The sequence below is a fragment of the Alteromonas sp. 1_MG-2023 genome (assembly GCF_030547075.1).
In the GTDB taxonomy this organism is placed as follows: domain Bacteria; phylum Pseudomonadota; class Gammaproteobacteria; order Enterobacterales; family Alteromonadaceae; genus Alteromonas.
Genome location: NZ_JAUOQH010000024.1, coordinates 1 through 15,962 on the forward strand (window position 1 = coordinate 1; position 15,962 = coordinate 15,962).

General features: G+C 43.1%; 14 protein-coding genes. 7 read left to right on the forward strand and 7 right to left on the reverse strand.

Annotated features, from left to right (window positions below):
• Nucleotides 1-287 precede the first annotated feature (287 nt).
• The 6 genes from Q4561_RS18410 (at nt 288) to Q4561_RS18435 (ending at nt 3,503) form a co-directional block, all read left to right on the forward strand.
• On the forward strand, nt 288-953 hold the full coding sequence (locus Q4561_RS18410) for a Bax inhibitor-1/YccA family protein (RefSeq protein ID WP_303462715.1): 666 nt from the start codon (nt 288-290) through the stop codon (nt 951-953).
• 126 nt (nt 954-1,079) lie between these two features.
• Entirely contained in the window at nt 1,080-1,469 is a 390-nt protein-coding gene (gene tusD / locus Q4561_RS18415; protein WP_303462716.1) for a sulfurtransferase complex subunit TusD, read from the forward strand.
• Nucleotides 1,469-1,831: a DsrE family protein gene (locus Q4561_RS18420; protein ID WP_303462717.1), complete on the forward strand. Its 363-nt coding sequence runs from the start codon at nt 1,469-1,471 to the stop codon at nt 1,829-1,831. Before tusD ends, Q4561_RS18420 begins: the two co-directional genes overlap by 1 nt.
• On the forward strand, nt 1,831-2,199 hold the full coding sequence (locus tag Q4561_RS18425) for a DsrH/TusB family sulfur metabolism protein (protein ID WP_303462718.1): 369 nt from the start codon (nt 1,831-1,833) through the stop codon (nt 2,197-2,199). The genes Q4561_RS18420 and Q4561_RS18425 overlap by 1 nt, the downstream gene beginning before the upstream one ends.
• A gap of 77 nt (nt 2,200-2,276) precedes the next feature.
• Entirely contained in the window at nt 2,277-2,624 is a 348-nt protein-coding gene (locus Q4561_RS18430) for a TusE/DsrC/DsvC family sulfur relay protein (protein WP_211072141.1), read from the forward strand.
• Between the two features lie 60 nt (nt 2,625-2,684).
• The gene (locus tag Q4561_RS18435) at nt 2,685-3,503 is read left to right on the forward strand and encodes a Cof-type HAD-IIB family hydrolase (RefSeq protein WP_303462719.1); all 819 of its coding nucleotides are present in this window, start codon (nt 2,685-2,687) and stop codon (nt 3,501-3,503) included.
• Between the two features lie 372 nt (nt 3,504-3,875).
• Here Q4561_RS18435 and Q4561_RS18440 read toward each other — a convergent pair whose 3' ends face one another.
• From Q4561_RS18440 to lrp, 7 genes are all read right to left on the reverse strand, one after another.
• Entirely contained in the window at nt 3,876-6,782 is a 2,907-nt protein-coding gene (locus Q4561_RS18440; RefSeq protein ID WP_303462720.1) for a TonB-dependent siderophore receptor, read from the reverse strand.
• 478 nt (nt 6,783-7,260) lie between these two features.
• Nucleotides 7,261-8,562 carry a serine--tRNA ligase gene (serS, locus tag Q4561_RS18445; protein ID WP_303462721.1) on the reverse strand — a complete coding sequence of 434 codons (1,302 nt, stop codon included), beginning with the start codon at nt 8,560-8,562 and terminating at the stop codon, nt 7,261-7,263.
• 10 nt (nt 8,563-8,572) lie between these two features.
• The gene (crcB, locus tag Q4561_RS18450) at nt 8,573-8,956 is read right to left on the reverse strand and encodes a fluoride efflux transporter CrcB (protein ID WP_303462722.1); all 384 of its coding nucleotides are present in this window, start codon (nt 8,954-8,956) and stop codon (nt 8,573-8,575) included.
• Between the two features lie 5 nt (nt 8,957-8,961).
• The gene (locus Q4561_RS18455; protein WP_303462723.1) at nt 8,962-10,296 is read right to left on the reverse strand and encodes a replication-associated recombination protein A; all 1,335 of its coding nucleotides are present in this window, start codon (nt 10,294-10,296) and stop codon (nt 8,962-8,964) included.
• A 10-nt stretch (nt 10,297-10,306) separates the two neighbouring features.
• Nucleotides 10,307-11,086 (reverse strand): outer membrane lipoprotein chaperone LolA, encoded by a 780-nt coding sequence (lolA, locus tag Q4561_RS18460; RefSeq protein ID WP_303462724.1) that lies wholly within the window; start codon nt 11,084-11,086, stop codon nt 10,307-10,309.
• A 5-nt stretch (nt 11,087-11,091) separates the two neighbouring features.
• Nucleotides 11,092-13,734 carry a DNA translocase FtsK 4TM domain-containing protein gene (locus Q4561_RS19830; RefSeq protein WP_368411538.1) on the reverse strand — a complete coding sequence of 881 codons (2,643 nt, stop codon included), beginning with the start codon at nt 13,732-13,734 and terminating at the stop codon, nt 11,092-11,094.
• Nucleotides 13,735-13,984: 250 nt separating this feature from the next.
• Complete coding sequence (gene lrp / locus Q4561_RS18475) at nt 13,985-14,470, reverse strand: leucine-responsive transcriptional regulator Lrp (protein WP_013784161.1); 486 nt, start codon at nt 14,468-14,470, stop codon at nt 13,985-13,987.
• 146 nt (nt 14,471-14,616) lie between these two features.
• Between lrp and ald the strand changes: the two genes are divergently transcribed.
• Complete coding sequence (ald, locus tag Q4561_RS18480) at nt 14,617-15,747, forward strand: alanine dehydrogenase (protein WP_303462725.1); 1,131 nt, start codon at nt 14,617-14,619, stop codon at nt 15,745-15,747.
• Nucleotides 15,748-15,962 lie beyond the last annotated feature (215 nt).

Here is a 15,962-nt window from a genome sequence, read left to right on the forward strand (position 1 = left end):
TTCGCCTGATTTCAAGTCAGGTGCATTAAACCGAGCTCTGCCACCTCTCCAAGTGCTGCGTATCTTAATGATATTTTTATGACTGTAAAGTAAAAATTAAAAAAAATAGGTTAAGTGATGGCAATTCAAACAATTAGTGCGCTAATTGCGCTGTTAACACGTATTTCATACTTACTAACACTATTTTCATTTGAAACTACTTGAAAATGGGAACCAAAACCCATACAACATACACTAATAGTTAGTTTACCGTTTTGGTTAAAGACAAAGTCCTTTTGGAGGAAACAATGGATCAACGTTCGATGTATTCAAGTGCATCTCAACCATCAGTGTTGCAAACGAACAAGGTTTTGCGCAACACCTATATGCTGCTTGCGATGACACTAGCGTTCAGTGCCGTTTGTGCTGGTGTTGCCATGGCTGTAGGTATTTCTCCTATGATGTCATTAGGCATGACCATTGGTGCATTCATTACTTTATTTGTTGTACAAAAGAAAGCTGAATCAGCTTCTGGTATTTACTGGGTATTCTTGTTCACCGGTTTAATGGGTGCCTCATTAGGTTACACCCTTAACTTCTACTTAGGTGTAGCAGGCCCAGGCTTAATCATGGAAGCGTTAGGTGCTACTGCGTTAGTATTCTTCGCCCTTTCTGGTTATGCACTTACCACCAAAAAAGACTTCTCATTTATGGGTGGCTTCTTGGTAGTAGGCTTAGTTGTAGTGATTGTAGCGGCTATCGCGAATATGTTTTTCGCCGTACCTGCGGTAAGCTTGGCAATTAGCGCAGTTATCGTATTTATCATGTCTGGTTTCATCTTGTTTGATACAAGCCGTATCATCAACGGTGGCGAGACAAACTACATCCGCGCAACGGTTTCTTTGTACTTGAACATCTACAACTTGTTCACGTCTATGCTTCACCTTCTAGGTGCATTTGGCGGCGACGACTAAGCTTAACGTAAGCGTTTAAGAAAACACCCCGTTAATGGGGTGTTTTTGTTTCTACAGCGTAGTTTTTTCTACTAGATTTAGCATTAGATTTATCACTAAATTAATCACCAACCATATTGTAGAGTCATGGCACACTATTCAATTTTAGTCACAAGCTCCCCTTATGAAGGTACACATGCACAGCGTGCGGTTACCTTTGTTAAAAGTGCAATTGCACAAGGGCATACTGTTAATAACATCTTCTTTTATGGCCAAGGTGTGCACCATGCTAATGGCTTCATGGTAGAAGTGGGTGATGAGTTCTATCCCATTAAAGCCTGGCAATCGCTCAAAAACGACCATGACATTACCCTACTGCTTTGTATTACTGCCGCGGTCAAACGCGGAGTTATTGGCGAGCAGGAAGCCGCTAGCGCAGGCTTACCAGCTGCTAACGTGGCAGATGGGTTTGAACAAGCCGGTTTAGGTGAGTTTTTTACCGCGCTTCACGACTGCGATAAGGTGGTACAGTTTTAATGGCTACGTTACTGATTCGATTTACGCAAACCCCTTATCAATTTAGTACTAGCCAAGACGGGCTAGACTTTGCACTAGCTGCCACCAATTATGGCCATGAAATTATTGTGCTGTTCGAGCAACAAGGTGTATTGCAGTTAACTAAAACTGAATCAGCGCGCGGAACAAAAAACCATAGCAAACGGTTAGGCTCCCTGCCCTTTTTTGATATTGAAGAATGTTACGTTTGCGAAGAAAGTTTGAAATTGTCGCCACTAAATAACGATAAACATGAATTAATAGCGCAACTAGACGCTTCACTGTTATCGATTGATGAAAAGCTAGCACTGTGTGCGCGCGTTGACCACGTGGTGACCTTCTAATGCTGTTTATAGTAAAATCTTACCCGTTAAATGCTGTAGCAATTAAAACCCTTCAGCAGGCGTTTAGAAGTGCTGATTCTGACCAAGCGCTAGTGTTAATAGATGACGGCGTGTATTACGCCCAACAGACTGATGACGGTTTGTTAAGCGTTTTAGCGAACACATCTGACGCCAATGAAGATGTGCACAGTGCAACAACACAACTGTTTGCCTTACAAGAAGATATGGCGCTACGCGGAGTTGTTCCCAGAATAAGTAACGGGGCAAATCAGGGGTTCAGCGAAGACAATAAAACATCTATCAAGCCTATATCAATGGATGAGTGTGTAATGCTGACAGGTACTTTTTATCCCGTGGTTTGCCTTTAAATAGTTGCGTTTCATCAACACCTAGAATCAACACTGATACGTACAGTACACAATGCGTCAATTACAGAGCTTTATTAATGACCCAAGAACAGTTTCATTTTGAATTTAACGGCACAGCCATTCCCACCGACAAAGCAGGCTATCTGCTTGATCACACGTTGTGGAATGAAGATATGGTGCCAACATTAGCTGCAAACGAAAACATTACGCTTAGTGAGCCTCATTGGGAAGTTATTCGCTTTGTACGTAACTTTTATGAAGAGTTTGAAACTAGCCCAGCTATTCGCGCGCTAGTGAAAGCAATGGCAGCTAAGTATGGGCCAGAGAAAGGTAATAGTCGTTATTTACAACGGTTGTTCCCTAAAGGACCAGCCAAGCAAGCCACCAAACTTGCTGGGTTGCCAAAGCCAGCTAAATGCTTGTAAAACCTATTTCAGTTGGTGCATGCGCTTAGGCACTAATTAAGAGCTAATGAGGAGCTGTACATGGATCTTATCTTTTTCGATTTAGACGGAACGCTGTTAAACAGCGAATCGCAAATATCAAACTACACCCGCGAAACGCTAGCCCTGCTCCAACAAAACGGCATTGCATATACAGTGGCAACGGGCAGAACCATGCTGTCGGCTAACAGCATTATTGCAGAAGATAACTTTCTTCTACCTCATATTTATAATAACGGTGTGGCTATATGGGATCCCACTGCCAATGCATTAACCCTTGAAAATCTAGTGAATGGTAATGAACTCGAATTTATCATTAATCTTGCCCATCAAAATGATATTACGCCTTTTGTGAATGTGATTGATGGCACGTCTCATATTGTTTATCACCCCGCACCGAAACACCCAATAGAACAAAATTTATTAGACAAATATTTTAAGAAAACTAACGCAGTACTTCGCCCGTTAAGCCAGCTTTCCCTTTCAGCTAAAATAACCAACATCAGTATGATTGGCGACAATACAAGGGTTAGAAATATGTACAAAACAATCAACGACGTTGAAAACCTTATTGCGTATTCAGGGCCTGCAATTGAAGGGCAATCTTTTAGCTGGATGGATATTCACCACCGTGCGGCCAGCAAAGGTAGTGCGGTAATGAGTTTGAAACATAAACTTGGCGCTACCAATGTTATTTGTTTTGGCGACAGCGACAACGATTTAAGCATGTTCGAATTAGCGAACGAATGTTACGCCCCCGACAACGCTAAGCCGGTTATCAAAAGCGCAGCCAGTGAAGTGATTGGGCATCATAATGAAGATGGTGTAGCACGCTTTCTGAGGCAACGATTTTCACTGTAAGTCACAAATAAGCGACAAACACTACACGCTCTGCTCTTTGCTACTAGGCATTTGGCATTTACCAATAGACATTTACCAATAAAGATTTAACCTTCCCCCACCTACAAATAAGCCTCGTAGATTCAACATCTACGAGCTTAGATAACACCAGTTCGCGAGAGCTCGCTAGTAAAAAGCGATATAGTCTGGGTTAGCTCGACTTCTTCAAACAGGGCGATGACATCTGAGATGTCAGTTATACGTTGAATAAAGCTACACTTGAGATGAGACTTCAAAGAGATGAATATGGCTAAAAGTTATAAAAAATAGAAGAAGATTGATATAAAAAAAGAGCTATCACTTTGCATGATAGCTCTTTTGGTCATTTAATACTTATTCAAAACGAACAGTAACACCTGCATTTAAACGACGACCTAACAGGTCATATAGCGAATTAAACGTGTAGCCTGGTGGTATCTTATTGAAAGCATTCCTTAAGCCTACATATACGTCAACATTCTCGCTGTATGAATATTCAACGCTGAAGTCATGAGTCCAAATACTACCAACAAATGCCGGAGAAGTATCTTCAGGTGTATCACCACCAGGAGAAACGTCAAACAGCGCAGAACGATCAATAAATCGGCTTGTATAGTTGTAGTTCCAATCATTAATACGGTAATCAATAATTGTTCTTAGTTGATACTCAGGATCGCCAACTTCGCCCACTCTTACATCAATTTCATCAGGACGGTCTTGGAACGCGTACTCTTCAAGTTCGTTAACTTTGTTTCCTTGAAGGTTTAAACGTAATTCGCCTGGTAAGTTAAAATCACTTAGTTCTGTGGTATAGCGAATTTGGAACTCAACACCCGATGTTTTAATAGCTGACGCATTAATAAAACCAGAGCGTACTACTTCAATATTGTTTTCGCCGTTACGATCGATTTGAGAACAGAATCCAGCATCTGGGCCGCCTGTTGCGTCTACACAGTTGTCTAGAATATCCTGCGCTGTAACTTCTGTGATGGCGTCTGAGATTTCAATATCATAAAAATCAAGGGTTACAGAGAAGTTCTCAATAAATTCAGGCGTCCAAACAACACCGACTGTTTTAGACTCACTGCTTTCAGAGAATAAATCAGGGTTGCCGCCAGACAAGGTTTCAATACTTACGTTGTCATTTGCTTCGAACCCTTCAGGGATACCCAATGCTAAACAGTTAGCAGCACGATCTGGATCGTCGTTAATGTTGTCGGCGTCACATGGGTCGTTGATATTTGCAAAGCCTGGAGACTGTGGTGAAAATGCTTCATCAACGTTTGGTGCACGTACCGCTTCGCCCACTGTACCGCGAACGCGAAAGTCTTCAATTGGTGCCCACATAAACCCTACTTGCCATGCATCAGCAGTACCCGCGTGCGAGTAACTAGCTGTTCGATAAGCAGCATCAACTGATAACTCTTTTGCAAAAGTAACGTCAGTTAGCAGTGGTAATCGTAGCTCAACAAAGAACTCTTTAACATCATAACCACCTGAGGAATCAGGTGTAGCGGCGCTTGTGAAGAAACCTTGCTGAGTAAATACGTCAGTAGTCGTTGTAACATCTTCTTCTCGGTACTCATAACCTAGAGCGATGCCTAAAGGACCACCTGGAAGCTCAAACCATTCAGTCGTATCAAAAGCAACGGTTCCGCCAATCATTTCTTGCGTAATTTCATCTTCGCGCTGAACGTCACCAGAAACGAATGCTATAGACTCAGCACTTGCCTGACCATAACCAAATGGATTGAAAGGCGCACAGCTTTCTGGGTTAACCAGCGCTGGATCTTCATAACCTTCACCTTGAAGTTCAGGCACTTGACTACGACATGCGGCTTCCCCAGTTGCAGGGTCAATCACCGAGTCTAGCGCGGCCTCAAAGTTTGAAGGTATTAGATCATTAAGTGTACGGCGTACGTTCGACACTTCACCACGGGTGTAATATACATCAAAGTCGAAGTCTGTTTCACTTAAGCTAAAGTAGCCCTCAAAACCGCCAACAACGCGGAATAATTCACGGTCATTTGATGCAGAACGGTTGCCTATGTCGGTAAAGAAGCGTGACATTTGAACCACAGATTGGCCGCCATCAAGCAGACGTGAGCGCGTAGAGTTGTCTAGGTATGCATTATCTTCTACGTCTACGAACACACCACCAAACCGGAAAGAAGGCTGAAATTGCTGTTCTATTTCTTTATCAACATGTTTGATATCGCCGTAAAAACGTACATTATCAGTAATGTCATAACGGAACGTACTTGCCAAAGTAACCGTTTCTTGGTCTGGAATATAGTTAACATAGTCTTCGCCAAAAAATACCGAGTCGTAGCGTTGATCAAAGCTACCAAAAGCGAAGCTATTATCGCCGATACGCTCTACTTGGTCCATAGGCGTGCCGTCTGGCATGAAGGTAATTCTTGGACCGGCACCAAATGGGTTGAGAACACCATATTGGTTAATCATTTCAGAACCAACGAAAGGTACACGTAGCCTGTCAGCAATACCGTCGTCTTCACCTGTATCTAGCGGGTTAGCAATAGTACCCCAAGCTGCAGCTTGTTGTAGATCAGGTTCCATTACTTGATTAATATTACTTTTTTCAGCGAAGAAGGTAATATTACCTCTACCATCATCTGTAGTGTAACCATACAGCGCACTAAGGTTGTTCGTTCTATTACCAACGCCTTCCAAGTCGGTAGCACCGTCGAAGTTTAGTTCCAGCCCTTCATAGTCATCACGTAAAATAACGTTAATAACACCTGAAACAGCATCAGAACCGTAGATAGCTGAAGCGCCACCGGTGATAACTTCAATACGGTCAATCATAGCTGCTGGAATTGAGCCTGTATCTACAGCACTTGAAAAAGGTGAACCCGCTACATGGCGTTTGCCGTTTACAAGCGTTAGCGTTCTATTTTCGCCTAAAGAGCGTAAATCTGGTGAGCTTAGACCTGCATTAGCATTACTGTTGTTGTTACCAACCAACGTAGAGCCCGCTGCAATGGCAGGAAGCTCTGCAAGAATACTTCCTAAATCTGGTGTTCCAAAACGCTGAATTTCTTCAGCACTTACAGAAATAATTGGGGCGGGTGTTGATAGCTCAGCGCGTTTGATGCGAGAACCAGTTACCTTTATTTTTTCAACTGATTCTTCATCTACTGCGGTCTCTTGTGCCAGTACTGGATAGGCAAGTGAGCTCACTAAACCTACCAACGCGGCATTTCGTACCGCGGTGGTAATAAGACTTTTTTTAAACATGCGTTTTCCCTGGTTTTCTTTTTGAAGTTACTGGTAATAGCGAATAGCCAAAACCTGTTAACTTCAAACTAATAGTTATAAATGCGATCCGTTATTGTTTTAGAAGCTAATGCAAATCGCATTTTAATTTTGATATGGCTAGCGCAATTTAAGCCAAAAGTAGTAGATTGTAAAGAAAGTGTCAGTTTTGATTTTAGTGGTTGAAAAATAAACATTTTATTGTTATTCGTCGGCTTTTGTTTACATTCAGTAACGATTTTAATTTTAAAAACCATGAACCATAAGTCTCTGAATAAATGTCTATTTTTCAGATTTTTATGATTTAACTACCGTGTTGAATTAGAAAGACTTCAAAGAGTTATTAAATTTTATTTAAAGAGAGCATAAAAAAATCCGATACCTTATTAAAGTATCGGATTTTTGTTTGATTACTTATTGAACTAGTGGTTAATTAATAATAACTAGTCAATGTAAATTATTATGCTGAAGTTGCATTAATAGACTCTTGGCCAGCCATGTATGGTACCAACACTTTAGGTACTATGACGCTGCCGTCAGCCTGTTGGTAGTTTTCTAAAATAGCCACCAATGTACGGCCAACTGCCAAACCAGAACCGTTTAATGTATGAAGCAACTCAGGCTTGTTGGTTTCTGGGTTTCTGAAACGGCCTTGCATACGTCTAGCCTGGAAATCTAACATGTTTGAACATGATGAGATTTCACGATAGGTGTTTTGTGCTGGCAGCCATACTTCTAAATCATAAGTTTTACATGCGCCAAAGCCCATGTCGCCAGTACAAAGCAATACTTTACGGTATGGCAATTCAAGCTTCTGCAAAATGGTTTCAGCGTGCTGAGTAAGTTCTTCTAACGCGTCGAAGCTGTTTTCAGGCTTCACTAGCTGTACAAGCTCAACTTTGTCGAACTGATGCTGACGAATCAAACCACGGGTATCACGGCCATACGAGCCTGCTTCTGAACGAAAACAAGGAGTATGAGCGGTCATTTTAACCGGTAGCGACTTCTCATCTAATATTTCATCACGGGCGATATTCGTTAACGGCACTTCTGCAGTTGGAATAAGTGAAAGCCCTTGGCCTTCTTCCGTTGCTGGCTGAGTATGAAATAAGTCTTCACCAAATTTAGGTAATTGCCCTGTGCCATAAAGGCTGTCTGCGTTTACCAAAAACGGCACATACATTTCATCATAACCATGCTCAGTGGTATGAACATCTAACATAAACTGAGCAATGGCACGGTTTAAGCGAGCCATATCTCGGCGCATCACTACAAAGCGGCTACCGGTTAATTTAGTCGCCGTCGCGAAATCTAGGCTGTTATTAAGCGCTTCACCAATATCAACGTGATCTTTCACTTCAAAGTCGAAAGTACGCGGCTCACCCCAACGTGAAATCTCAACGTTGTCGTCTTCGTCTTTACCTTCAGGTACCGACTCATGTGGCAAGTTAGGAATGCCTTGGGTAAACGCAGTGATTTCATCAAGCAATACAGTTAGTTCAGCTTTAGCCGCATCTAAGTCATCGCCTAATTTGCCCACTTCTGCCAACAAAGGCGCAATGTCTTGGCCTTGTGACTTTGCTTTACCAATGGACTTACTTCGAACATTACGTTCGTTCTGCAGATCCTGTGTTTTGGACTGAAGTGTTTTTCTTTTTTCTTCTAGCGAGTTAAATGTTGCTACATCGAGGTTATAACCACGGGCAGCCAAACGCTTGGCAGTTTCTTCTATATCGCTTCGTAAACACTTTGGATCTAACATGTGTTCCTACTTATCCTTTCATGAGTTCAATAGCCAGCCAACCTGCTAATAAGCAAGCGCCGACGTTAAGAAATATGTTAGCAATGGCTTTTAACCACAGCTCGTTTTCTAATAATGTGAGCGTTTCCACAGAGAATGTTGAAAATGTGGTAAACGCGCCCAACAGCCCTACCCCAATTAATGCGCGATAGGGAGAGTCGGTTAAATCGTTGCGCTCAAGAATGCCATACAAAGTGGCTAAAGCAAACGAGCCCACAACATTCACCGCTAGTGTACCAAAGGGCAAATTTTTTCCAAACCAAGAATCTATGGTTGTGGTACAAAAATAACGCAAGCAAGCCCCAATTGCGCCGCCCGCTGCAATATAGCAGTATAAAATAACGCCTTGAGGCACAATATTCACCGTTTCTGATTATTCCGCGCACTTTGTGCGCTTTCATTTAGCTTGTCTAAATAGTCACGTTTTGCTTTAAGCGCTTTTTCTAAACCACGTTCATTAGGCTCATATAAGCGAGTACCTGCGATGCTATCAGGTAAATACACTTCACCTGCTGCAAATGCATTGGGTTCGTTATGCGCGTACCGATAACCATCACCATGGCCTAAGTCTTTCATTAGTTCAGTAGGCGCATTACGTAAATGCATGGGCACAGGCGCATCGGATGTTTGTCTTGCTAATGCTTTTGCTTGGTTAAATGCCATATAAACGGCATTACTTTTTGCCGCCAACGCACAATAAACAGCCGCTTGTGCAATGGCACGTTCACCCTCAGCTGGCCCTACGCGATGAAAAGTATCCCACGCGTTTATGCATAACTGCATGGCTCTGGGATCGGCATTACCAATATCTTCCGATGCAATTGCCAATAATCTTCTTGCCACATACAGCGCGTCACCGCCACCGTCTAATATACGTGCGTACCAATATAACGCGGCATCAGGATCGGAACCCCGTACCGACTTATGAAACGCCGATATTAGGTCGTAAAATGTATCACCTTTATTGTCGTAGCTGGCAATTTTTTCGCCTACCGCTTGTTCAATATCGGCAATAGAAATAACACTGTTCTCAGTAAAGTCAGCGGCCAGCTCTAAATAAGTGAGTAACCTGCGGCCATCACCGCCACACAGACCCAATAAAGCGTTACTGGCATCTTCCTCGATACTTAACTGTCGTGAACCTAACCCTTTTTCTTCATCGGTCAGCGCCCGTTGCATTAATTCAGCAAGTGCGTCTTGTTCTAGTGCTTTAAGTACGTAAACCCGCACACGAGAAAGCAATGCATTGTTCAGTTCAAAAGAAGGGTTTTCAGTGGTTGCACCTATGAAAGTAACAGTGCCCGACTCTACAAAAGGTAAAAAAGCGTCTTGTTGGCTTTTGTTGAACCTGTGTACCTCATCTACAAATAACAAAGTACGTTGGTTGTAACGGGAGTTTTCTTTCGCGGTGTCCATTGCAGCACGTATATCTTTAACCCCAGAGGTTACCGCCGAAATGCGAATAACCGAGGCATTGGTATAGGTGGCAATAAGCTCTGCTAGGGTTGTTTTACCCGTACCAGGTGGGCCCCATAAAATCATCGAATGGCAGTGGCCCGCTTCTAGCATTTTACGTAGGGGTTTGTTAGCGCCTAATAAGTGCGACTGGCCGGCATACTCATCTATGGTCACCGGCCGCATTTTGGCTGCTAGTGGCGCAAAAGGTTCAAGCGGTTCTTTGTTATCGTTAATCATCTATTCTTTGCTATCGCTGATCATCAATAATATAGCTTTGCGGCACGTCTACAGAGAAAAGATTGTCTTTAGCAGTATCAATAGCAAAATCTAAGTCTTGCTCGCTAAACACTAACGCACTGGTTTGATCTTGTGCATCAAGCATATCCAGCGTCGACAGAATGCCCTCGTTGTTGAACCCTAATGTCAGTGACTTTATTTGGCCATCCGTCGATTTAGGTACTACTTGATATTGTTCTAAACTAGAAGGCGTTTTGGCATCATCTAATTTGCTGATAACAAAGCTGTCCCACGTTTCATCATCGTTAGCCGTTAATAAAACAATAGGGTTGTCTTTAATTGCTTGGTCTTGCGAAATAATAGTAACCTGCTCAACAAAGGTATCGATATTCCATACCGCTTCACCATCGGCAATAAGCAAAGTTTCATCAGGAAACGTGGTTTCCCAGCGAAGCTTGTTCGGCCGCATCATGGTTAATGTACCTTGCGCTTCATGCACAATGTTACCTTGGGCATCGGTTACTGTTTGATTAAATGCGGCTTGGTATTGTTGTAACCCGTGTAAGCGTTTTTTTAACAGTACACTTGCATTATCTGCTGCATCAGCGGCTTTCGACATTTCTTTAGTGCTTTGAGTGGTAAATTCAGGCTTTGTTACAGACCCCACTACCACTTCGGCTTCGCTATTCGTCTTTAGCGCAGCGCTAGTTATATTAGTTACCTGCATTGCAGATAAGCTTAATGGTGCGGTTATTAACGCTGCCATCATAATAGGTAATACATTGTTCATTGTTGTTAATCCTTAGGCGCTGGCGGAGCTAATACTTCGCGGTTGCCGTTGTGACCCTGTGCACTTACGACGCCACTAGATTCCATTTGTTCCACTAATCGTGCTGCGCGATTGTAACCAATTCTGAATTTGCGTTGCACACTAGAGACACTTGCCCTTCTTGTTTCGGTAACAAAGGCTACGGCTTCATCGTAAAATGCATCAAATTCTTGATCTTCACCTTCGGCTTGCTCACCTGGTAAAAGTACCTCGGCAGACGCTTCGCCATTTAATATCTCATCAATATATTTAGGTGCGCCTCTACGCTTCCAATCTGCCACAACAGCATGAACTTCGTGATCGTCCACAAATGCGCCGTGCACACGAGTTGGAACTGGACTGCCTGGTGGCAAGTACAACATGTCACCCATGCCTAGCAGTGCTTCAGCACCTTGTTGGTCTAAAATGGTACGTGAATCAATTTTACTAGAAACCTGAAATGCTATACGCGTTGGTATATTCGCTTTAATTAAGCCCGTAATAACATCTACCGAAGGACGCTGCGTGGCGAGTACCAAGTGAATACCTGCCGCACGGGCCTTTTGTGCAATACGAGCAATAAGCTCTTCCACTTTTTTCCCCACAATCATCATCATGTCGGCGAATTCATCTACTACAACCACAATAGCAGGCAGCTTTTCTAAATCAGGCGCATGAGGCTCCATGCTTTCTTCACTCTTCCAAAGCGGGTCTTGAATAGGCGTGCCTGCGGCAATCGCGTCGGCCACCTTAGCGTTGTAGCCTTTTAGGTTTCTTACGCCTAGCGCGCTCATTAAGCGATAACGACGTTCCATTTCGCCCACACACCAACGAAGGGCGTTAGCCGCCTCTTTCATGTCGGTAACCACTTCGGCAAGCAAATGCGGAATACCTTCGTATACTGATAGCTCAAGCATTTTCGGGTCTATCATGATCATACGTACATCTTCTGGCGTGCTCTTATACAGCAAGCTTAAGATCATCACGTTAACCCCAACCGACTTCCCTGAACCGGTAGTACCCGCCACTAATAAGTGAGGCATCTTAGCCAAATCTACTATCACAGGCTTACCGGAAATATCCGCACCTAATACCATGGTAAGGGGTGAACTATTACGCTGAAAGGCATCACCACCAATCACTTCACTCAAGCGCACCATTTCACGCTTTTTGTTTGGCAACTCAAGGCCTATAACAGATTTACCTGGTATCACTTCTACAACACGTACCGATATTGCCGACATAGCGCGGGCTAAATCTTTAGATAAGCCCGTAATTTTGCTCACTTTTACCCCTGGCGCTAAATCTAGCTCGAAACGGGTGATAACAGGCCCTGGATAAACACCCACTACGGTGGCTTCAATATTAAAATCAGCAAGTTTCTCTTCAACTAAACGTGAAATACCCTCTATCTCTTCTTGAGTAAGTGGATTTTCGTGTTTATCTGCACGCTCTAGTAAGTCGAAAGAAGGCATAGCGGTGATAGGTTCGCTCCCCTCCCCTTCAATAGGCGTAATTGCTTTTGCCCCCATCGCGACAGGCGTAAATGGTTGATGTGCTGGCTTAGGTGCTGGTTGAGCGCGTTCTGTTTCAACCGGCGTAGCAGGTGATTGAACTTCAGCCGCTTTCGGTTCATCCAATGTATCTGTGTACGAAACATCAAAGGTAGGGTCAACCACTTCCCTGGTTTGCGCATCATTAGGTGCTTTGATGTCTACCGCTTTTTCAGGCTTCGCCTCTTTCACCTTATTACGCACTGCTTCACGCATACCCGATAACGAAAAGCTCGACTTAGATTTGCTATCGCTTTCAGTATTAACAGGCGCTTGGCTTTGAGTTTCGAAAGGTGGCTCGTCAACTTCATCAAATACATCATCTGGAATACCAAACGACGGCTCGCTTCGAGATACTTTTGGTTGATGTGAATAAACAGGTGTAGATGCTTCTACAGGCTCTGCACGCATACTGGTAATGTCTATTTCATCGTTATCTGCTTTAGCACCACGAGAAGGCAGCGCTAGCTTTGGCATATCTAGAGCTAATGCTTGTTGTGGTAAAGACACGCACTTGCGGCCGAACCACAACGTCATTTCACCAAGCCTATCCACAATACTTAACCAGCTGATTCCCGTTAATAAGGTAAAGCCGGTACAGAAGAAACACAGCAGCAATAATATAGTACCTGCGGTATTAAAATAAGGAACAAGGGCGGAGCTGATAACATCGCCTATAAAGCCGCCGGCTGAAAAGTTATATATATCGTCGAAATTTATACTGGCAATTCCCGTGGCACCTAGCGCCATCAGTAACCCACCAATAATACGTAAACCAATAGTTAGATAATCGAACTCTTCCAATGCTTTAATGTGCTGGAATAAAAACCAACCTAAGAATGCTGCGCCAAATGGAAGTAGATAGGCTAAGAAGCCAAAGGAGAAAAGTAATAAATCGGCACTCCATGCGCCAGTAGAGCCTACCCAGTTATGTACGTCTAATTGTAAGCCCGCTTGGCTCCAGCCAGGGTCGCCCGGATGAAAAGATACTAATGCCAGCAATAAGAAAAAGGCGAAGACACAGGCTATAATCATGCCGGCTTCCCAAATTCGCTGAATCCCTGTTAATTGCGTCATAACCCTAAATCACTTATTAAACTAAATTGATGTTTCGTTGTTGTGATAATTCTATCGATAAAGAAGAATACAAATGCAGTGCCAATATTATCGTAACGTTTTCAATAAGTACCGAAAAACTCATTTACTGAAAGATGGTATTCGGTTTTGCTTAGTTACTTCTATTACAAGGTGTTTTATACACGCCTTAAATAACCACTGTATTTTTGCACAGCCTATCACAAATGCCCATAATTGAGCCATGCTTTCATTACTTCAAATTAATCCGAAGTGATGTTGTACTTTTCACTTCTTCCATTACTACGTAGGTACGAGACTCACTTACCCCTGGCAATCGTAGTAAGGTATCGCCCAACAAACGACGATAACTCGACATATCAGCAACCCGTGCTTTTAATAAGAAGTCGAAATCTCCTGAAACAAGATGACACTCTTGAATATCGTCATGAAGCCTAACGGCCGCAGAAAATTCTGCAAAGATATCTACCGATGTCTTAGTTAGTGTTATTTCAACAAAAACCAGCATGGCGGCGCCCAGTTTTTCTGGATCAACCACAGCATGGTAGCCTTTTATATAGCCTTGGCTCTCTAAACGCTTAACTCGCTCTAAACATGGACTTGGGCTCAAGCCCACGTCTTTAGCCAATTCCACGTTTGATATACGGCCGTTTTTTTGCAAGGAAATCAGTATATTCCTGTCTATTCGGTCAAGGTGTTTTGGGGTTTTTACTAGCATATTATATTCGGCTATATACGTGATAAACGTGATTATATGCTGCAACTGATATTTTTTCAGCACATAGTTCGCTTTTATCTACCGTATACTAATTCAAATAATAATCGGCAAGTGAGCCACTGGGCTAATCAAATAGAGGAAAAGTTATGCTAATCGGTGTACCAAAAGAAATTAAGAACCATGAATATCGTGTTGGCTTAACGCCAGCGGCAGTGAAAGAGTTTACCAGTCATGGTCATTCAGTATTAGTTGAGACGCTAGCTGGAGATGCAATTGGTTTTACCGATGAAATGTACGTTGAAGCTGGTGCTTCAATTGCCACTACGGCTGAGCAAGTTTTTGCAGAAGCAGAAATGATTATCAAGGTAAAAGAGCCACAAACCAATGAATGTAAAATGCTTCGTAAAGGTCAAACCCTTTACACTTACCTTCATTTGGCCCCTGATCCTACACAAACAGAATTGCTCATTGCCTCTGGTGCAACCTGTATTGCTTATGAAACAGTAACTGACGACCGTGGTGGATTGCCTTTACTAGCGCCTATGAGTGAAGTTGCTGGGCGTATGTCAGTACAAGCCGGTGCACATTATCTTGAAAAAGCCCATGGCGGCAGCGGTACCCTATTGGGTGGCGTGCCTGGCGTAGCGCCGGGTAAAGTGCTTATTATTGGCGGCGGCGTTGTGGGTACCCAAGCCGCTAAGATGGCATTAGGCCTAGGTGCAGACGTGACTATTTTAGACCGTTCACTTCCTCGCCTTCGTCAGTTAGATGATATTTTCAACGGCCAAGTTAAAACCGTTTATTCTACCGTTGATGCGATTGAACATTATTCGTCGAAAGCTGATCTTGTTGTTGGCGCTGTACTTATTCCTGGCGCAGCAGCACCTAAGCTTTTAAACCGCGAACAGATTGCGGCTATGAAGCCAGGCTCTGTATTGGTTGATGTTGCTATCGACCAAGGTGGTTGTTTTGAAACCTCTAAAGCCACTACTCACCAAGACCCTGTATACATCATCGACGACGTAGTACATTACTGTGTTGCTAATATGCCAGGTGGTGTTGCACGTACTTCAACAATGGCCCTTAACAATGCAACTCTACCATTTGGTTTAGCGTTGGCGAATAAAGGCCCGGCTAAAGCCATGCTTGAAGATAAGCACTTATTGAACGGTCTTAATGTTCATGAAGGTAAAGTAACGTACAAAGCTGTAGTTGACGCACTAGGTGAAAAGTTAGGTTTAACTTACACCCCTGCTGAAGAAGCGCTTAACGCATAGGTCGTTTTCCATATTGCTAGTGCTGCTGTTAATGGCACTAGCAAACAAAAACGCCCAGTCGTGAATGCATATTTTATGCTATTCACTTACTGGGCGTTTTTTTATGTCTGGTATCTGGTATATAACGCTGTATGGCAGGGGTGGCCAATTCAATGTTTTGAACCGGCTTCGCCTAATAGCAGGTGAAAAAGACGCATCAACTTAAGATATGATAC